At 40.4% G+C, this 24,006-nt stretch carries 1 pseudogene; it reads right to left on the bottom strand.

The annotated features are described in order from the left end of the window. Positions 1–31: 31 nt before the first annotated feature. Positions 32–23,998: pseudogene (locus tag OGM63_RS19165) on the bottom strand (CARDB domain-containing protein); the annotation flags it as partial. Between the last annotated feature and the right edge of the window lie 8 nt (positions 23,999–24,006).

The raw sequence follows: 24,006 nt of genomic DNA, 5'->3' as shown, positions 1-24,006 counted from the left end.
CAATTGCTTCCTGAATTTCTGTAGAAATATTGGATAAAAAATTATATCCTGTTATTTTTTCAAGCTCTTCTACATTAAACAGTCCATATTGATTACCCATAAGTGAAAAATTTGTTGTCCAATCCTTATTTGGATCTTGACCAACATTTTTACCCATATATTTAGGATCAGTACCTGTATAAGGAGCCAGAGAATTTGGTAGTCTAATTCCAAAAGCGAGAGTATCTTTATTCACATCTAAGATACCCTGTCCAGGTTTATCCAACACTAATACTACTTTCCAAATACTTTCCGGAACATTTACTTTTGACTTTATGGTTTTAACGGTTGCGCCATCTCTTCCTGCAATAATGTAAAGTTCCTTATCGTGAATTTTAACTAAGTCGGTTAAATATAGTTCTAATTGTGACCATCGATCATTAGGCTTTTCCAAGGGCTGAGGAATGATATTACTCATTAAGTACGTTGCTACATAATCTTGCTTATTTCGGCTACGATGGGAAGCAGTAGCTATATGTCCTCTTTGATAACCGCTATTATCAGGAATATCATTCTGTTGAATTTGAATTGCAAAAGGCAGACGAGGATCACTTCCAAAACCACTCTGATTTTCAGCACCAAGCCAAGATTTATTGAATTGATAACTAACCCAGTTAGGGTTTTTTAAATCATTATTATATGAGAGAGAATACTGTGGTCTTTCAATTAGATAGTTATCAGAAAAATCACTCAGAGGATCGTTGGGAATATAAGTTTTATAGTCAGAAGTAAATTCAGGAGTATTTATATCTTTTCTAGCTTCTTGCCCATTTAATGCGGGATTACCAAATAATAGATGTTGACTCTTGAAGAAAATATTATCTAAATAAACTGTTTTGCCTCCATTCACCTCAAATCTAAGAGTTTTTACTTTTCCACGTAATTCATTAGGGATGTCAAGCTGAAAAGTCTGAAATCCTTCTTTTGCAAAACCAATCCTGTTAGATTGACCTTCTCCATTCCTCGCACCTATATCTCCATCTACTTCACGCAAGTCAACAGATGGATATTCGCCACCCTGACTTCCTTTCACTAATCCCTGAAAAGCAGAGCTTTGTAGTTCATAGTCATCAAGAAAAACTCTGACAACACTATTTTGAGCAGCAGTAGCAGATTCAGGGTCTGGTACATGCAAATCAAACCGCAATGCACCCCAATCAGGGACAACAAAACGGTTGTGAGTGATGATGTCATTAGGTCTTAACTCCAAAGCGTAGTTCGTAGGAGAATTAGAATCAATTCCTAATCGTTGCAAATAGCTTTCTGTTTTAATTGGATTGCCTGCTGTATCGCGTTCTACAACAATACGAGGTTGGTTAAGGGATGTAATATTTGTCCAATCAACCAAAGGTAATTGAAAGGTATCATTTTTGTCATTATGTAAAGACCAACCAGGGATAGTTTGTGAGTCAATCTTGGCAGTAATCGCATCAAAATTACCATCAAACAGCGTGGGAACTGCATAATCACCCTTAGCAACATCCTCATCAGTATTATCGTAACTTACTGACACACGCTTACTCATATCCACAGTTGGACGCTGATCTTTACCACCACCCAACACAGAATAAAACCAACCAGTACCAATACCCTCCGTAGAACCTTGATTACCAGCCGAAAAGTACCAAGGTGTCAGCGTGACATTATCATTATTTGAATCAAGTAACTCTTCAACACTCCTTTCACCTAATTGGTCATAAATGGGTCGTGCCTTTTGCGTATATCCATTATCAACTTCATCTATTGCTAAATTAGCTGTTCCTGCATACCACGAAAAGACATTTCCGTGCGGACCTCCTCTTTGGTCATCCTTGGTAAACCCAGGCATCCCATTAAGCGACATATTGATATCAGCACCATCTATAGACCGACCATTAGGAGTCCAAGTAGAACCATTAGGGTCAGCTACAGTCTGATAATAATTATCAGCAAAAGTAATATTATCCCAAACTTGAACCGTAGGTTCATTAAAATCTCTAAAATCCTTTATTATCGTCCCAGGAAGTACTAAATCTACTTTCAAACTCTCCTGAGAAAAATCATGAGGGTCAATAGTCGTCATCTGCAAATCACGAACTGCCTTACCATTACTATCAACAACTGGTGTCCCATCAGCATTAATCTTTCCACCAGCATAAGGAAAATAAGTTCCCAATCGTTGAATAATCTCACTATTAACAACAGTGCCGCGACTAAAACCAATAAAGTGTAACGACGAATCGAACAGCGCTCCTTGAGTACGAATTAAATCCCCTTTATCATCATACAACCTCACCAAATTACCACTAGCATCATGCTCTCCAACATCACCACCTAAAGCTTGATCCAATTGCACAATCGAAGCGAAAATTGCATCAGCAGCAGCTTCCGTAAACCCGCTATTTGGTTGTGTTGACTCACCACCTGTAGACCATTCGGAAAGCAATACCAATGCTTTATTTTGGTTGACATATTTGCTTTGAATATTGTTTGCTAACGTGACCAAATAATTGTCATCTCCAGGATTCAGACCACCCGTCAAGTTAGCAAGTACCCGTGCCTTATTATCTACAGGAATCCACAGACCTGTAGGCTTGTCATAACGTAGAATTAACCCTTTCTCTGACGGTGAATCCCCACTACCAGAAGTAATACTGTCTGCTAAATCATAGAAATTATCAGGAATCCCCGTATTTGATGGAAACAACGTAAACCCATGAGTAAGGACAGTTACACTACTAAAAGGATTTGCATTAAAAGGAGTAATTGTATTAAAATTACCAAACTCAAGTTCAGATTGCCCTGTGCTGCTAACAGCTTGTACAGCCCAATTATAATTTTGACCAGCCGTTAGTCTGCTGTTATCTGGTAAAGTGAAGCGAGTATTGTTATTTTCCGGGTCATTAGTCGGTTGAGCAACAACAGTAGTACCATCGTGCCAGTACCAAGTATTAGTTTCTCGTTTCCAAGTCGCTGTAACAATTCGTCCCGGATTGAAATCATCATACCCATCCCAAGATTTTGTTAACAGTTGCTGCTTTTGCTGTTGGTTCAACTCAGGTAAGAACTCTGAGTCAGATAAATCAACCACCCGATCCCAAGGCAATAAACCTTTACCCTCAGCAAAAGTACTGACAAAGAGGTTAACTTCCTTAACTTGCTCATCAGGAATTTGAAAATCCCAAGTAAAGGTAGGAGTTAAATCTCCTTCTTTAATCCCATTCGGACTTGTTAACTTCAGTATATCTGGAGGCGACACAGCCAGATTTCTGACAACACCAACGTTTACAGGAGCGCGATTACTTCCCTCGAACACCCCATAAGTAAACTGATTTTTCACCCGGTTTTCTTTGATAATTCCATAATCAGCAGCAACACTGATTTTTGGGTTAATATCATCAAGCGGTACCGTATCAAAGTCAAAGATGTTAGCCGGACGTTGGTAACGAGGGTCGAAGAATTTAGAATCAATTGGTCTACCAAACTGGTCAATAGTATAGTCAGTTGGGTGTTCCAAAGTTTTTATCATTTCCTCGACATCAAATACATATACACCACCACCTAGTGGGTAAGAAGCATACAAGTATTTATCGTCATTGGAAAGCGCTAAATCGCTAGTTAACCCCAGAGGAATGGGTCGTGTAGCGGCAAACAATAATGGATTATCGCTGAGTGGGTCTTTAATAATGCCAATATTGCTACCTGCTTGGACTCCATCAATACTTTCAATACCGTAACCAAAGTTACTGCCATTAAAACCAGCTACAAACCCGTATTTTTTGTCTTTGGTTATAGTAACTGCCACACCTTCATTAACATCAAAATAGTCATGAATGCTACCAAGATTTAATTTAGCGTAGCGCGTAGTAGCAGCAAAGAAAATTGAGGCTTCATCATTTGTTATTTCCAAAACTCCGTAACCCGTACCATCATTTTTACGATTGGTGAAGGTCATAAAATGCGGGTCAGATGTAGCTGCTAACCCCTCTACTCCTCTGTCAGCATCAATTGTGGCAAATTGTTCGTGCCATCGACGAAGATTATTTTGGTTAGATTCAGGTTTATCTTTGGGGTCTATATTAACGACCACAATCTTACTTTTTTCTGTACCAAACGCAGGTACCGTTGCAAACAACTTACGACCATCACTGTTAATTGCTAGTTCGCGTAATCCACGAGGTGCATTGTTAATTTGGATGTTTTGAATTACTTGATGGTAAGTCTTTGAGGTTGGATTAATATCTAATACATATATTAGTCCCAGTCGTCCATCAGCAATGTAAGCGTATTGGTCTTGCTTGTCAATCACAATTGCGCGCGGTGAAGCAGCAGTTGGTAAATTGATAGTGTCAATTTCTTCAGTGTCTGGGTTTGTATCTATTGGTTGCAAGAACAATGGGTCAATCAGTGCAATGCGACCAGAATTTTCTAAAGTTACGTAAGCACGAGCACCGTCTGCGGTAAAAGCAATATCTCGTGGTCTATCTGCCACCCCCGAAGCACCTACAGGAATACGCGCTACCAATAAATCTTTGCTGCTTGTCGCTTCAACTACTGCTTCTGGGTTTGTTCCTTGTAAAACAGCTACCCTATCACTCCAAGGTTGGGCTGCTAAAACATAACCATTATTAGCTGAGAATCGAATAGAATTACTGTCGTAATTAATCGTTTGATAACTTGTCTGTTCAGTACCAAAGCGTTCTTGCTGAGGTCGAGTGATTGAAATTTGGGCGCTTCCTAAAGCAGCTTTGTTTGAGGGTTTGACTTTAATTTCAAATTGATTGTTACCCAAGTCTTGTCCAGACAAAACTGTGCCTTGATAAGTTGCGTTGCCAACACGGAAATTAACAACCAAATCTTCAAATCTAGTGTTGGAATTATTAGCGGTGGCGTCAGAAATTATGAAGTTACTGCCTGTGAGAATTACTACTGGCTCATTATTCTCAAACTTCAGTTCTGCTTTTTGTAAAACTGGCGGTGTAGATGGGTCTGTTGTCGTTGGTGCGCTTATGTTTAACCTGGTTTCAAAGGTGGCTATCCCATCTGGATTGAGTTGTACTTTGGCAGAAGTTATTACAGGTAGTCCAACTGTAGGAACTTGCACGATATTAATTGATGAAATATCGTAAGAAACCTTAAATGCTGGGATAGAGACAAACAAATCTGGATTTAGTAATTGTCCAAAAGCACTATAAGGTTTTAGTACTTGAGTAACTTTTTTCAAAACTTCTGCATCAATATGTCCTTGTGATAAAGCAGCCCCAACTTCTGCAAGAGTTTGTGCTTTTTCTACAATTTCTGTGATTTTTGCAACTGTTTCCAGAGGCGCTTTTAATATTTGAAGTACCTCACCAAGTTCTTTGATTATTTTATTTTTGCTATTGGGGAATGTTGCTAAAGCGATACCAAATCCAATTTCTCCAACATTAATATCGGGTAATGGTGGTGGAATTAAAATCCCATAGAAGGCTGGCGGAAATTTGTATTCAAGGCTTACTTTCCCTTTGACTAGGCTACCGCTACCAGCAACTCCTGAGTAAAAAGCTGCATATTCACCAGGTTTGGTTACACCTGGATATGGAGGTGATTGGGTGCGAATCATCCCATCTGCGGTGACTTTAGCCGATTCTTCCAATATCCACATAGGCTGCCAAGTTCCTGTAGCATCAGGCATTGAACCAAAACGCATCAAGTAAACTTCAGTACCAACAGGTAAATTGGCTGGTGCAGGAATAGCAACCTGTGCTGGGATTAAAAGATTATTGTCACCAATATCTAAGTTAAAGCCACCAACAAACTCAAACCCACCAGGAACTGGTAGTGATAAATCTTCTTTTTGATCTAAGAGTGTAAAGTTAACGTTTGTATCTTCGAGCAATGCGCCTTGAGATAACATTAGCAGTGAACGGTTTGCACCATCACCAAATTGAATAACTCCGCCATTTATGCCGAGTTTAGTCTCGCCCAGATGAGGTGTTTCTACACGCACGGGTACTATTGCTGACTCTGCACCGTAAATTACTGTTACGTTGGTAATACCTTCATTTAAAGCGGTAATTAGCCCATCTTTACCTATCTGCAAAATCCCAGGATTGCTGACATAGTAGCGAGTGCCAGCTTCTTGAAATTTCAGGTCTGGTGATTCCTCTACTCCGTATAAACTAACTAATAATTGTCTTGTTGCACCAATAGTTAGCATGACAGCTTCAGGGTACAAGTCTAGACCTTCTTGTTCAGCTAGAGCAACATTCAACTCAGTTTGATTAGTCGGCTGTAAATCACCCACCCTGATGGCAGTAACAGCAGAGATACCATTGCGAGAAGCTCTTAGTACAGATACACCATCAGATAAACCCGTCACTATACCCAGATTTGAAACAGTCGCTACCGCAGACTTATCCTGATTGAACTGCAAGTACGAATAAGGCAGCAGTACATTATCTTGGTCAGCAAAATCCCCAATTACCACCAACTCAGTACTTTCACCCTTATCCAAACGCAAACCGCGCTTCACAAAGTCGAGATTAATCAGCGCTGCATTACTAACATTAACATCCACCTTAAATGGTGCAGACGTACTATACCCATCATCAGCTACCAAGCTGAAACTGGCAGCACCAAAATAATCATCATTTGGGGTAAACAACACCGACTTCCCATCTGCCGTAAATTTCGCACTACCATTTTCAGCATTAATAATCCGGAAGAATACCGCATCCCCTTCTGGGTCGGTAGCTAACTTATTCAACGCAACCGTTGCATCCAAATCAACATGGGTTAGTACGTTAGTTGGTTTAACAACAGGCGCCCGATTTGCACTAAAGCCGTAATTACTACCCAGAATCTGCACATCAGCCGCATTTAATACACCATCACGGTTGAAATCATAAGCTTGATTATAACTACCGAGTGCGATCGCATTCCCCAACAACCCACTATCAACACCATCCACAGTCCCATCGCGGTTAACATCCCCAGCAATTGAAAGTTGCAGATTATACGCGCCATTCCCCACAACTTCAATTTGATTCAACCCTGCCTTATCAATAGCATACAGCACATAACCACCATTACTAGCTACTGGTGTCAACCCCGATTTAGACACACCACCCCCAGTAATATCCACACCAACTAGAACAATACCCGTCGCAGTCGAGCTTAATTCGCTATCTCTCAAACTAAACGTGTATCGCTCATTACCAACTCCACTCATTGACTGACCATTCCACTGCACCGCACCACCCAAATCACCCTTCACGGTAGATACTTGCGGTGTAGCACCATAAGCGATCGCACTACCCGGAGTACCAGGATTACCACTTGCTAAGGTCAGAAGAGGAGTGGGGGAGGGGGAGAGAGGGAGGGGGGGGGTAGAATAACCGTAGCGGCTAACACTTCCCGTAGAGAGATTGCGTGAAGCAACTAAATTATCACCCTCATAGCTGTACCGAACCAAACTACCATCGGGTGCAGTAATTTCCTGCAACCTACCAGTAGTATCCTTCACAAACCGAATTGTCTCACCAGTCGAGCTAGTAATCCCACTATCGCTGTAAACTAACGAAGTACCATTTGTAGCAACCTGCTCAATCACACCTTTGCCAGTACTGAGATAGTAAACATTACCATCGCTCGCAGTTAATTTATACTCGTACCCATCAAATCTACCACTTGCAGGATTGTTGTAAGCAAACCCAGTTTTCATATCGTAGAAACTACTACCAGACTGAATTAGCTTGCTATCAACCGACTCCAGGGTATAGCTAACACCACTATCAGCAACCCATGCTGGGTTGTAGTATGTAGCACCAGGGATAGTTGTTTTAGTGGGAGCAAACGTAAATCCAACCCGTTCCCCATTTGGTGCAGTCAGGTACAATCGCGTAGCAGCACGGAACGGATTGTATACACCAAGTTCTTCCCTACCAGTTAGTGGTACATTAGTTTGGATATCAGCATCAATGTTTGCCAAACTCCAACCATTGCCGAACGTACCAGCTTCATCACTGAGTAGCGAATTGTAACTGCGTACCAAATTGAGAGTCACACCACCAATCGTCGTCGTCAGGTCGGTTTCCTTACGTACATATGCATTTTTCGATGCACTTGATACTTCAAGTACCGATTGGGTAGTGCTGGTGCGTCCACTAATATCAGTTGCACTCAAACGTAATTGATAGAAACCATTCTCATATTTACCAGGGTCAAATTGAGACAATACCCCGTTGAGAGATTGAGTACCGCGTGCAATTGTTGTAAACTCACTACTACCAAAGTCAGCTACTTGTAGCACCCACTCATCCAGGTTCGTATCAGCAATCACCCCAGTAATATTAGTTGCACTTATTACCTTGCTACCATCAAAACCAGCGGCAAACGATACAACTGGTGCAGCATCATCATTGACATCGCGTATTTTAACAACCTTGCTAGTGCGAGAAGAGAGACCCGAAGCATCAACAGCGATCGCTTCTACAACAACTATTCCTGGTGCAGTAGGTGTAAACTCAAATCTACCAAATGTGTCAATTGGTACTTCAACACCAGCAACTCTAGCTGTTAGTGAGGTAATTGCCGCTAGTCCTGCTGCTTGCGTTTGGACTATAACTTTTTGTCCAGGTACAGCGGGGAAACTGGGTGTTAAATCTAACGTGACAGTCGGAGGAACAGACACCAATGCTACTTTAATTAAAGCAGTTTCAGTTGCAGTTAAATCGCCATCTGATACCTTAAATGTGACAGTATAATTACCAACTTGTCCTGGGTTAGGTTGCCAGCTAAATTGTCCAGTTGCAGTATCAAGTGTGGTGCCATCTGGTAAATTGATTGCACTGTATTTAAGGGTAGTATTAGCATCGAGGTCACAAAAGGCAAGTTTGAATTCCAACTTACCACCCAATGCGATCGCTCTATCAGATACTATAAGTTTGGGTGCCCGATTTACATTGGCAATACTCACAACAACATCAAGTGTTGTTATTGCACCACCTGGGTCTTTAGCTTGGAACTTAAGGACATGTTCCCCAGCTTGTTCATAATTAGGTTTCCAAGTAAATTCACCCGTGCGGCTATCTAAAATTGCCCCTTGCGGTAATGTACCAACAGCAGTATATTCAACAGTGGCACCGTCTGCATCGTCCGCAACCAACTTGAACGTTACCCGGTCGTTCTCTTGACCATACTGAACACCAAGCGGTGTAAATATAGGCACTTGGTTGGTGTTATTAATCGTGATGGTGAGTGGTCGTGTTGCTGACTTATTACCATCAGATGCAATTATAGAAATGTTGTAAGTTCCAGCTTGAGAATAGTCAGGAGTCCAGGTTAATAACCCAGTTTCTCGATTAAAGACTGCACCAACAGGTAAATTACGCGCATCGTAGGTTAGTTTATCCCCGTCACTGTCTGTAGCAGCAAGTTGTAAATTGAGAGTGCTGTTTTCATTAACTGTCTGTGGGTTGATTGTTGACCATACAGGTGCAGTGTTACTGTTACGAACAACTATGTTAACTGTTTGCGTATCGCTTAGAACATCACCTTTACCAGCGTTACCACTATCTCTGACGGTAATAGTAACAGGTAATATCTTACCAACATCATTTTGAGTTGGTGTCCAAGTAAATCGTGCTTGACCGTATGCAGTGGTAGGAATAAGATTTGTAACACCTTCGGGTAATCCTGTAAACGAGTAGGTAAGTGCATCTTGGTCGCGTTGGCGAAGCCCGCCGTAGGCATCGCTAGTGTTGATGATAAAATCTAAAGTCTCACCAAGGACTGCAACTTTATTTCCTATATACCCAATTTTCGGTGCGCTATTTGGGGCGATAATATTAACGTTGAATGGTAATATGCTGTTGAGTGCAGTTGTTCCATCACTACGAACTTCGGTTGCAACCAGTCTAAACGAGTAGTTGTTACCAAATGCATCCAAACCTGGTTCTACACGCAACGTCCATGTACCATCATTGTTGTTACGCAATGGTTTAATAAAGCTGGGTATACCATCACCCGCATTGCGTTCGAGTTCAAGGTTTAACGAGAGTGCATCGCTTTCAAGGTCGCTAACTTTGAAGGTTATTTCCTTAACCTCACCCCTATTAACATCAACATTGGTAAATGCTGTTTTATCAACAACAGGTGTACCATCTGGATTGAAGGTAGTGATGGTTTTGGTTGTATTACTACCACCACTTGCAATCGCAACATTATCAAATAATGGCGCCCGATTCGTATTACGAATGGTGATAGGTACAATAATCGATGTCACCTTACTTACCCCAGTACCATTACCATCATCAGTAGCAGTAAAGGTGACATTATATGTACCTGCACTCGTGTAACCAGGTGTCCAGGTAAACATTGCGGTGTCAACATCGAAGGACGCACCCGTTGGTAAACCTGACACGGTATAAGTAACAGTTGGGTCACTACCTTCAAGGATCGTTAATTCACCCTTACTGTTACGGTCTTGTGGTACAAATCCTGGGTTATCTGGGTCAAAGGCAAATGCACGGAATCTAATACTTTCACCCTCTTGCGCTTCCCATTTGGTTAATCCTTCAAATAGAGGTGCAGCGTTAACATTCAATACAGTAATTTTGGTGCTTTGCGTTGTAATCGACTCACCATCAGTAACATTGAAAGGTATTTCAAACTCACCAGCTTGGAAGTATGCAGGTGTCCATTCAAACACACCTGTTACTGGGTCGAGAGTGGCACCACCTGGAAGTAAATTGCTGAAGTAAGTTAATGCTGTATTATCTGCGTCGGTTGCTTTTAATTGAATGCGGACATAATCACCTTCACGGACAATCTTATCAACAGGACGTACCAGTGTTGGTGTCTGATTGGTTGGTGCAACCAGAATATTTACAGTTTGTGTTACCCTTTCCTTGCCATCGTTAACAACAAACTGAACATTTTCATAGGTTCCAGCTTGTTCATAATTAGGTGTCCATGTAAGGATACCTGTGGTTGGGTCGAATACTGAACCACCAGGTAGATTCACTGCCCAATACGTCAGTTTATCTTTATCACTATCTGTGGCGCCAACTTTAATTTGTAGAGTTTTACCTTCAGCACCACGAATTATTGTAGGGGAAGTGGTTGTTGTTCCACTATTACTATTAGTAGTAATTGTGCCACCGCTAACCGCAGGAGTATTAAATACAGGTTTATTATTTGCCCCTAAAACATTGATAGTAAACGACTGCGTTGTATAACCACCACGCAAATCGTAAGTATATAGAACCACATCGTTTTGATTTGCACTACCTGCAACAGGAGTCCAACTAATCAACCCATTATTATCAACCTGCATTCCAGTTGGTGCATCGTACAGCAAGTATCCCAACACACTACCATCTGGGTCATTCGCAGCAACTTGATAATTATAATTTTGTCCAACAATAGCAGTTGTCACCGCATTTGAAGTAATTACCGGAGCAATATTGGGATATGGCATTGCATAGATGTCGGGTATAAATTCAACCCTCAATGCATCCGGATTATTAACAGTAATGGTACGAGTTGTAGTTGATTGACCCGGTTTGAGACGACCGTCGGGTAAACTATCCTTTAAATCAAGCAGATACGCACCATTATTTGCTTTTCCAACTGCACCAAGTGGTGTTCCAGTGAATGTTGCACTTGGATCTAACAGCAACATTACAGGTAGCAACAAGTCTTGGTCAGCTTTACTCGTAATTGTGACATCATAAGATACTGTATTTGTAGAGCGATACTCCTCCGGAGTCGCTCCACGAACGCTCCTAGCATTACTAAAGTTAAAATCAACTAAGTTGCTAAAGTTAGAAATAGTTGTAAATCTCTCACTATATGCAGTTTCTAATTCAGCACCTGCCGTACTCTTGATATTACGCAGTACCTTAAATTCATAGTTACCTGCATCAAAGCTATTAAATCCAAGTAATGCTGATTTTCTCGCTGCGTCATATTGTACAGATACAGGATTAATAATATTACTGTTGGCATCAACTAACTGATAATTATTTGGGTTGAGTACCGATGCGAGGTCACTACTTACACCCGCAAACATATCTGAATCAAACGTGACGTTGATAGTATTTAGCGGTAAAGCAATAATCGCATCTTTAACAGGATTGGTTGCAGCAACTTTTGGTGCAACAATTGGACTGAGAACATCGATTTGACTCGAATGGCTAATTAGTACTCGACCATCAGGTGTTGTTTCTATATTCTCACCCCAAGTGGCGCCTGTTTTCCCGGTTGCAACTTTAACGTATTGCATGGTAGCTAAATCTACCATTAATACATCACCTTTATTCGTAGAAACAAACGCTAATCCTGCTAATTGACTATTAGTCTGACCAAATGCTAAGGAATCTACTGGTTCTGATAACGATAGCATTCGTTGTGCGTTACCTTTGTTGTCAAACTTGACAACCAGTCCTCTATCAGGCCACGATGTACCCCATAAATTACCTTTACTATCGAACACTAAACTATCAACACGCAAGTCACTATAATGCTTGAATGTTTCTTTTACAGGGTCAAATATCTCAATCCCATTACCCGAAGAAACGTAAATTAACCCACTCGCTGAATTAATTGCCAGTGCTTGAGTAATACTTTCACCATAAGACTTGATTATTTTGCCAGTTTGTGAATCGAGTTGTAGTAAAGGACCACCACCTGTAGTTGCCCATAATGTACCATTACGATCAACTGCCATATCGTAAACGGGATGTGGTAATGTTGCAAGTGGTGTTGCAGCAGTTCCACCTATTGAATTGAAGCGGTATATAGAACCCCGATTGGCACCACCACTAGCAAGTACTGTACCATCCGGTAGGAGTGCGATCGCCATTGCACCAATCGAAGCATTACTTGTTGGAATATTAATTGCAAATGCACTTGCACTAAATGGTCGCAGGACTTGTTCAAATTCAGGTTTATTTATTGTTGGTAAAGTAGCTGGAGTATTATTTTCAGATTTCGCTTGAATAAATAATTGATTTGTCGAGATTTGTTGTGCAGGCGCTTCTGGTGGTAATATTTGCTGTAAGGTAGTTTGTCCAACAGTTGGGATAGTACCCAAGTTGACGCTAAACCCATCCGATGGTGCAGTAATTCCTAATGGTGGTGTTTGCTTATTACCTGCATTGTCGGTTGCAAGAACAAGGAATTCATATTTAGATGTTGCTTTACCACTAAATATTGTTTCTGTGTGAAGTGTTTGAGATTTCCATACTTTGAAGTCTCCACCATTTTCGGCAACATATATAGTTACATGCTTAACCCCTGAACCATTACTTTCATCAGTCGCATTCCACTTGACTTTATAATCAGTGCTACCACTAACTGTTGCGAGTGGAAGATTGTTTGTCGCACTATTATTACTACCAAGTGGTGTTGCAGTAATTGTCCCAGTTGGTGCTGCACCATCGATTTTACTTACAGTACGATTTGTATCGATTGGGGAAGTTGTGTTGAAGATAACTTTGGCAGTGCTGGTTATCTCTATTCCGGTTTTACTATTATTTAATGGTGCAATTGTGTAACTGACAAATCCAGCGCCTATTGCATTCGGATCATTCGGCAGTAAAATACCAACGTTGGGGTTTTTGATTACATTTCCAGTTTCTGGGTCGATTGCTTCGAGTAACCAAGATGCAGTTTTAGTTGGTAAATCAATTCCTGCACTGACTCGTAATATAAATCCTTTCGTTGCTGTAAAATCAAAGTCTCCTTGGAACGAACTTCTTCCAGCAGGAATATTTACTTGGATATCTCCTAATTTAAGTCCACCAAGTTGGAAACTACGTTCGTCTAAATCATCATCAAGTTTTGTGACAAGCTGGACTTTTCCAACAGCAGTTGGTGTAGTTGCAGCATTTTCAAACCTGATTGTGTAGGGTAAGTCTGCGCCGAGTGGGATAATATTATCGTTACCGTAACCAATTGGTCCTGTTAGTGAGACAAGGTTACTTGTGCTGCTGGGTGTTGTAAATGCACTGCCAAAATTAGGTGCTGGTACTGCTACACCTTGCGGTAACTCTACTCTTGCTTCTTTGAACGGTACGTAGATACTAAATGCTTGCGAGTGTGTTTTACTTGATAGTCGTTTATCAAATTGTTTTAAATCAGGAATTGCATTACTACCAATTTTGCTTGCGTCATGTCCATACCATTTACGAACATTTTCAAAGAAGTTGACGAGATTACCAGTTGATTTGATTTCTTTACCAGCAGGACCAACTAATAAACCTGTAGACAGTGTTGCTATTAAACTGATAATTTGCTGACTTTCTCGGATTGGTAGTATACCATTATCTGGACGCAATAATCCTGTTTGTTCCAATGCTGCAAGGAATGCGTTTGTCCAAGTGTCACTATTGGCAGCAAGATTAATTAATGCAGGTGTTGCAGTTGTATCCTTAAGGATAGCTTGTCGTAATTTGAGTGCTTCTCGTGATTGTTCTGCAACGAACTCTGCACGAGTCATCGCTGTTGCTGTTGCGACGATATTAAATTTAAACGCTAAATCATCACCGCTTAATTCTTCTAACAATTCGGGGTTTTGTAGGAGAATTTCTTGCAATCCGGGATAAGTTTGAACATTGAAGTTCATTCCCGTAAACCCTGCATTGGGTAAGTCAATCACATAACCAGGTGCAAGAATCTGTCCATTTAAGTTTACGTCTGATACAATTGAAGCCCAAGGAACATCGTCAAGTTTACCATCGGGGTTCTTATCAGGTTCTCCCCGTAAGTTTGAAGTGAATTTGACGTAAGGTATTTCTAAAATTGGATTTTCTCCAAGTTCGGGAATACCAAAACTAAAGTGGACGTAAGGTGTATCTATATTAGTGAGACTTTCTACCGATACTCGATATGTACCAGTTTCTCCAGGTGCAAGGATATTGGGTCCACCCAATCCTACCGTAACGTCGGTCTCAATTGCACGCTCAACTAAATAACGGTAAGGTAAAGTCGCTTCAATTGGAGTTGTACTACCAACAGTAGTCTTGCTAACCTTAACATCGTACAATCCATGCGGTGCGTTGGTGAGGTCAAATACTGCTTTAATTGTAGTGCTATCAATTAGCTTGATATTAGATGCTATAAATTCACCAATACCGGGACGAACTAGTTTGACAAAAGTCTTATCATCGAATTGAGCACCGATTATGGTAGTGGTAACATAACGACTATCACCACCTCTGTCCGTTGCAATGTCGGTGACACTAAATGACAATACTTCTGCTTTTATTGTTATTGGTTCGTCACTACCTTCGATACCACGTACTAATATATAGTATTTACCTGGTCTGGTGTTAGAAATGATTGCACTTTGGTCAGAACCAATTAAACCTTTTGAGATGCTGGTGTATTTGGTACTTGTAGGTGCTTCACCAAAACCGATATATATTTCATTTCCTGTTCCTTCACTACCATCAGTTGTAATGCGGATTGTTTGACCAACTTCGGTAATCTCAAGTTCAAACAACCTTTCTTGCTGTTTGCGTAGAGTTGTAGTTTGAGGAATATTAAGTTTTATTTCTGATGCATTAACTTTGAAAGTGTCTCCACTTGCTTTTAGGTTGTTGGTTTCTCCACCGTTAACACCTTCATAGACAGAGTTGTAAACATCGGTGCGAACAATGATGCGGTAGTTACCCGGTGTTACACCTGGTAGGAGAATATTATCGTTTGTGTTTAATTCGAGTGAGTAAGTATTACTGCCATCGGTAACATCATTACCCGCAAGACTTCCTTTAAAGGTTTTACGTCCAATTAAGCGATCGCTTATATTCCCTTTCTCATCTAGCCTTATATATACTGCATCACTCCATTCACCAGTAATGCTATAAGAGCTGTTATTCTTAACCGTCCACTTAATATTGTTAACTGTTTCTCCCACTTTGCTATTACTTGGGACGGTAATAGTATTTGTTAGAGTATCTACTTCTAAGTCTACTGGGTCTGGGCGCCGGATAATTAAAGGTTTGTCGTTAAATAAGCTATTATTACCTTCTAAGCTACCTTCATATACTACTCCACGCGGGTTGCTTTGTTGTGGGTCAGTGACAACAAAGACGTAATATGAACCATCAAGGTCGATAGGTAAATCAAAAGTTTGTTTATTGGTATAGCTGACCGAAGCACTTAACCCACCTGTATGGGATATATAACCAAGATAACGGTCAGCAACTAAATCAAGTTTTTGGTCGCGGGACAGGTATACTAAATCTGTCCAATCACTTTGACGTAGTGGTGTTGTTCTTTGACTAACGTTGGTGACAGTGTATTCAACGTTGAGTTTTTGTCCTGCAACTCCACTTTCTTGGGTTTTAAGTGCAGTAACTTGTAAATCAGGTAATATTGTCGGGTCAATAGTTAAGGAAACATTGTCTTGGTTGTTATCTTCCTGATCGAATTCAGGTACACGGGCAAATTTTCGGTCTAACCACCATTCAAAATTCAGATCATTACCAGCATACGGTGCATATGCATAGTTTGAGTCGGTGAATATTATAACTTTGTAATTACCCGATATATTATCTGGCAGGACGAACTGTTGAGTGCGTATGTAAAATTCGTCTTTCTTCAACCCAGTGGTATGCTTGTATTCACCAAGGAAAATATCTTTGCCATCTAAACTATTATCTCCCAGCGAGAGATAAACGCGGTCAATCCATTCGCTTTCACGGGTATCACGAGTTCCAGTGTTGGTGACTTTCCAACTTGCGGTAATTGTTTCCCCAGATTTAGGATTAACACCTGCTTGTTCCGGTTCAACTGTAATGTTGCTAATTGCTAAATCAGCTTCACGGAAAATAACTGGAATTGCAGCTTTATTATAATTGTTCGAGGTAACTTCGTAAGCACGGGTTTGATAACCAACACCCGTCCAATAGTTGTCACCCCCACCAGTTGGTACACCACCGCTATAGTAACCATCTGCAATGCTTTGGTTAGCAAAAACGTGGATGTGGTAATTGTCTTTAATTCCTGCTGGCAATGTTACAGTTTGCTTTTGAGTGTAAGATTGACCAGTAGCTAAACCACCAGTTGGAAGGTTTTGTGCAAACAGTCCTAACCAAGTAGCTTTGTTGGAATCAAAGGTACTATCTTTAGAAATCCATACTTCATCGTACCAATATCTAGTACCTGACCAAACAGCGGCACCATCATTTCTCACTGTCCATTCTATAGTAGTGCGATCGCCAGAATAATTTGGAGTAAATGTCTTGATATCGGTGACAACAAAATCAGCAGGTATGCTTGTTACGTCCGTTGTTGCATTTAAAGTATTGTTGTTGCTGTAGGAACCTTCCCAGACATTAACAACCGGATTAGCGTTAGTTTTAACGATGACATATTTACCACTAACACCTGGGGAAAGTACTGTTTCTAATTCTTCTGTGTAACTTCCTCCAAATGCTTGTAGCTGTGTACTGCGTTCAACACTTCCTAAGTCCCATATAACTCTTGATGCTTCCAAAGTTGGAGCGTCAGTAATGTATACTTCATCGTTCCAGCTACCCGAAGTTATAGCTACATTACCCTTATTTTCTACTTTCCAAGTTACTTTAAATGGTTGACCACCTGTTGCAATAGAAGTTGGATTTACTGATGTTACTTGTAAATCTGGTGCTGAAGGTAACAATACTTCGATGCGATTGCTGCTTGAGTAATTGTTGCTGTCAAGTTCGTTAGGGTCATTCGGATTAGTGTTAATATCTTGTGTGTCTTCGTAGACATCATCTAATGCATCCGACCAAACGGTAACATACCACTGTCCAGCGTCCAAACTATTTGGTAGGGTAACTTCTACAACGTTTTCATAGAATTTTGTACCCTTAAAGTCGTTTATAGTTTGTAGTGTTCCGGTATGACTAAAACTAGCAAGTTGAATATCTTGTGAACCACCATCAGCATTAAAGGGTGAAGGACGAGTTAGACCACGAGTTAACCAAATCGAATCAGTCCATGTGTTGCGTGTTGTTTCTCCAATTCCTTCATTGCTAACAAAATATTTTACTTTAATTGTGGAACCAGCAAATGCTTGTAATGGTGCAACGACGTTACTTGTAACTAAGTCAGCAGGTGGAAGTGATGTTAAATTGAATTCTGCAACTTTGATATTATTGTCGTCTTGGGGATATTCGTCAATGGTGTTACCAGCATCGGTTTGGACAATAATATATGCTTTTTCCCTAAAGTATGAAGGAATTTCAAAATTAGCCACGTTATGGCTATATTGGACTTGTCCTGGTAGCGCACTATCGTTATCGAAGCTACCGATTAAGATATCACTGCCGTCAATCGTACCATCTAACGATAGGTAAACATTATCAGTCCATTTACCCTTTGCTTCAACTGGTGAGAAGTTTTTGATTTCAAAACTTACTGACGCTGTTCCACCAGCACTAATTGCTGTTGTTGGTACGTTTAATGCATTAACACGTAAATCAGGACGGGTGGGGAGACTAACTGTAATGTTAGAAGTTGATTTAAGCGTGTTATTATTTAGTGCAGTTATTTCTTCATAGACACCACGATTACCTCTATCATCAACAACATTAGTTTCAACAACTACTTCATAGGTTCCTTCGAGACGGTCTGCCAAGGTAAATTGTTCGGTGCGAGTGTAGAATTTACCTGTTTGTAATCCATTATCTTGCTCAAAGATACCAAGATTAACTGTTCCCCCTGTAGTAATGTTCCGCAAGTAAACATAATCAATCCACTTACCACCTGCATCCCCAGTATTCGGTGCATTCGAGTTAAATACCTGCCAGGTTACATCAATCTTACTACCAGCTTGAGCGCTCGGTACGGTGCTGACACGACTGACATACAAATCGGGTGCAGTACCACGTTCAATTGTTATGGGTGTCGATATTTTAGTATTGTTGTCAGTGTAGATAAATTCGTAAGGATTGTTGCTACTACCTGTGGTGACAACAAAGTAATAAGTACCCGCTTCTAAGTCGTAGGGAATAAAAACATCACGACTGCGGGTATATGTGTTTTTCTCTTTTTGATTTGAAAGGACACCTGTACGGTCAAAATAGTAGGGAGAACCAATTAATTCAAGCGCACCATCTGAATTTTTACGTGCTAGCTGTACGGTGTCATTCCAAGATACACTATCAGTGGCTGCAATCCCGTTATTTGCAACTTCCCAATTGAGTTTGAAGAATCTACCTGTTAAAGTTGTCGTTGCTTCTGTATCAACTTTGGTGACAGTTAAATCTGCATAGGGTTTACGTGCGACTAAAAAGTCGTTGGGTGACGAAACTGTGTTGTTAGCTTCAAGTCCGTTTTCAAACACCGAGTAGATGATTTTGCCGTTACTGTCACGAACAGGTGCATTAGTTTGAACAAATAATTTATACTTTCCTTCAAATCCCTCTTTGAGTTGAATTGTCTTGGATTGATTGTAATATGCGTCTTTAAGGGTGGCACCACTGTGTTCAAATTCTCCCAGTATTACGTCATCGCTGTTACCAACAATCCCATCAACCGACGCAATAATGCGATCGTACCACTTGGACGTGATGCCAGCACCTGTACCAATATTGCTGACAGTCCAACTGATAGTAGCACTTGCTGGGTCGCCAATTATTGTTCCATTGGGAGTAAACGTGACATTAGATACTGCTAAATCTGCATAAGGTGCAAGGTTAATCTGAATTAACTTGCTGGCAACATTATTGTTTGTAACGTTGGTTTCGATTACTTGATTGTCTGCATTTGTTACTACAAGTAGGTAGCGATTGCCACTCACCTCTAAAGGTAAATCGATATCGAGTTGCGTCGAATAGCTGCTGTTTCCTAGGAGTGGTTGAGTGCGATTATATTCATTGAGCAGTAAATCGTTTGCATCAAACTTATTATCAGTTGATAAGTAAACACGGTCAACCCAATTTTTTGTTGCTGCTGCCGTACCTGTGTTATTTACTGTCCACTCCAAGGACAAAGTTGTGCCAGAAGTCGCAGTATTGAAATTTGAATTAATATTTGGTACTAGGTCAATCGAACCTAAAGTAATTGGGACAGCAGAAACGTTATTATTTTCATTGATTTCAGCTTGATACCCACTGCCATCAGCTTTAACTAATAAATACCATTGACCTGGTACTACACCCGAAACACTGAGATTTTTTTGTGAAGTGTAGCTACTCGACGCATTTAGAGGACTTGAACCAGGGGCAGATTGCCAATCTAGGTAAGTATCATTTACATCTAATATTTCATCAGCAGACAAATAAATATAATCATACCAATTGGCAAGGGCAGAACCTGTGCCAATATTGTTAACCGTCCAGGTTAGGGTTATTTCCTCACCCAATACACCTGTAGTTGTTGCCGTGACATCAGTTACCTTTAAATCTGGAGCTTTTACTGAGATGGCAACAGCACGGACGTTATCTGCTTCGTTGGTTTCTGGTTGTTTATTACCGTTATTGTCGGTCGCAAATAATAAGTACCAATTGCCTGCTACGACATCTGGGATAGTTATATCTAAGTTATTAGTATAGCTGGTGGCACTGTAGAGCGGACTGAAAATATCTGCTGTTTTTTGTCCTAAGTAGATGTCGCTGTCCGATAGAGTGCGATCGCTCGACAAATAAACATAGTCCTGCCAATTAAAATTAGCTGCACCCGTTCCGCTATTGCTAACAGACCAAGCAACATTAACTGTTTGACCTAGCGTTACCGATGTGGGAACATTTGCATTTGTAACGGTAAGGTTGGGTGCAGTCAGATTAAAAGATATTGCTTTGACATTATTGTTGTTGTTGGTTTCACCTTGAGCATTATTGGCATCTGCGACAACCAACAAATACTTACTTCCTGTTCCCCAATTACTTTGGATGGAGATGCCCAAGTTTTGCGTGTAACTACTTAAAGCGGCTAACGGTGCTTTACCAGTATTATTTAAAGACGCAACAAATCTATCCGTGCCATCGAGAGTAGCGTCATCCGAAAGATAAATTTGGTCTCCCCAATTAGCAGAAGCACTGTACGCTCCGGTATTTGTTATTGTCCAAGATACATTAACAGTATCACCCCACGCAGCACTATTTACATTACTACTAGCAGCAGTTACTTCCAAATCGGGTGCGGTTAGGGTAATTGCAACTGCTTTAACGTTATTGCTATCAAGTCTTTCTTCAATTTGTTTAGCTGCATCTGCTACAAACAATAAGTAGCGCTGACCTGTAGTAGTATTAGGAATGGTAATATTGCGATTGAAACTGTAAGTACCATTAACAGCAAGTGTTGTGCGTGCGGAATCACTATACGAAGTTAACTGCTCATCTGATGAATCAAACACCAAATCATCAGATATATAAATCGAATCATACCAATTACCTGTGGCAGCTACATTACCTTGGTTTTGAACCGTCCAATTTACTGCGATAGTTTCTCCTAATGCAGATTGTGAGGGAGATATTGCTGTGGTGACTACTAAATCTGGCTGTTGGTCACCAACAACAATTGGAACGACTTTGATGTTGTCCGATTTGCTTGTCTCACCTTGATTGTTGTAGAAATCGGTTACAAACAATAAATAACGGGCACCAATTGGTGTGTTAGTTGGTATAGTTAATAACTGATTAATTGTATATTTCCCACTTGCAACCACGGGGGTTAATCTTGCAGCTGATACCTCTTTAAGTAAAGAATCTTTACTTGTATCTAAAGTTGTATCATTAGATAAGTAAACACGGTCATACCAATCTTGGCTTGCTGAGATATTTCCCTGATTTTTAACAGTCCAGCCAACTTCAATCCGCTCACCGGGATAAATTTTAGTTGGAGTTACGGTATCTGTTATTACCAAGTTTGGAGCTTTAACGTTAACGGCAACGGCATAGACGTTGTTAGTCTCGTTAAGCTCATTTTGATATTTATACTTGTCGGCAATAAATAATAAATACTGATTGCCAACCCGATTTTTGGGAATTGTGACATTGAGAGTTTTAGTATATTCTCCATTACTATCTAATGGTGTTTCTTGTGACACCCATGTATTGTTAAGGTACTCATCGCTGCTATCAAAGATTGGGTCGTCAGAAATATAAACAAAATCGGACCAGTAAGAGGTTGCTGTTAACGTACCTATATTCTTGACCTGCCAAGAAACAGATACTGTTTCTTGTACTGTCACCGTACTGGGTGCGGTTGCTGTTACTACTCGTAAATCAGGTGCTTCACCTGCGATTGTGAGTGGAACTGCTTTAACATTATTGGTTTCGTTGCTTTCTGATTGATTGTTACGTTCATCTGTAACAAATAGTAAATAACGCTTGCCAGGTTCTCCAACTCTATAGTTGGGTAGCGTAACACTGATATTATTAACTTGGTAAGTTTCATCAACTCCGAGTTGAGTCGAATCTACCCAATGCTCGTCAAGTAGCCAATCGGAATCATCGTAAACAGCATCATCAGATAAGTAAACTCTGTCTAACCTACTTGTAGAAGTTGCTGTTTCCCCTTGATTTTTTATCGTATATGAAATATTGATGCTCTCACCACTTGTTGCAGTAGTTGGGGCACTAGTATCAATAACTACAAGGTCTGGTGCTTTGATTTTGATTTGAATTGCCTTAGTATTATTATTCTCGTTTGTTTCCCCTTGGTTGCGATCGCCGTCTGCAATAAATAGTAAGTAACGATTACCTGCTGTTACATATGAAGGAATAGTAATATTTGCGCTATTGGAGTAGTTATCCCCTGGTTCGAGTGGAGTTAACCCATTTGACCTAGCATCAACATATTCGTCGGAACCATCATAAACTGTATCGTCTGAAAGATAAATGTAGTCGTACCAATTACGACCAGCAACAACGTTTCCGGTATTGGTGACTGTCCAAGAAACTGAGACAGTTTCACCAAGCGCTGCTGTAATAGGAAACGTAGCTTCATTTACCTCTAAATCTGGGGCAGTAATTGTAATTGGAGTTGCGTAAACGTTATTTGTTTTGTCGGTTTCACTTTGGTTTTGACTTCCATCGGTGATAAATAGTAGATAGCGCTCCCCAAGCTTGGTTTGAGGAATTATTATATCCCCTGTAATCACCTCGGTTGCATTCGCTTCTAGAGCTTCGTTACTACTGCGATTTAAGTTAGCAACGTGTTGGTCATTTGCATCAAAGATTGCATCATCCGAAATATAAACCGATTCGTACCGATAACCAGCAGCTGCGACAGAACCATTATTTTTCACCGTCATTGACACCGCTACGGTTTCACCAATCGCTGTACTATTTGGAGCAGTTGCCGTAGTAATAGTTAAATCGGGAACAGTAATGTCAATGGGAATTGCATAGACGTTGTTGGTTTCGCTAGCTTCTGCAATATTTCTATCTCTATCTGTTATAACTAGCACGTACCACTTACCACTGTTGGTATTTTCTGGTAGTTTAAAACTTTGGCTATGAGTGTAGGTTTGTCCCGCTAACAAATTTTCGTTAATTGCGGCATAATCCATGTATATATCAAAACTATCAACTACCGTATTTTCCGAAAGATAAACGTAATCGTACCAACCCGATGCATTTATTGGTAAGCTGCCAGTATTTTTAACCATCCAATCCACTGTAATGGACGAAGCAGAAGCAGCAGTTTGGGGTGCAGTTGCAATTGTTACAACTAAGTCAGGATTGCTGGAACCTTCTGAGTTCTGGTTTTGAACTGGGGTACCAGGTAAAAGTAAAGACAGATTTGGGTCAAAGTCACTTATTTTAATGGAAACTGCTTGAACATTATTGTTGTCATTTATCTCACCTTGATTTTTATATTTGTCTGTGACAAATAGTAAATATTTATTGCCCTTGTTAATATTTAATGGTAGTGAAAGTAATTGAGAAACCGTATAGCTGGTGTTCTCTAATAGTGGGGTAAGAGAGCTAATTTGGGTATCTTTGAGAAGGATGTCATCATTCGAGAATGTGTTATCATCCGACAGATACACCGAATCGT

Source organism: Plectonema radiosum NIES-515 (assembly GCF_025753815.1).
GTDB lineage: Bacteria > Cyanobacteriota > Cyanobacteriia > Cyanobacteriales > Nostocaceae > Hassallia > Hassallia radiosum_A.
The sequence above is the reverse complement of the archived record's forward strand: the minus strand, read 5'-3'. Positions and strand labels throughout refer to the sequence as shown.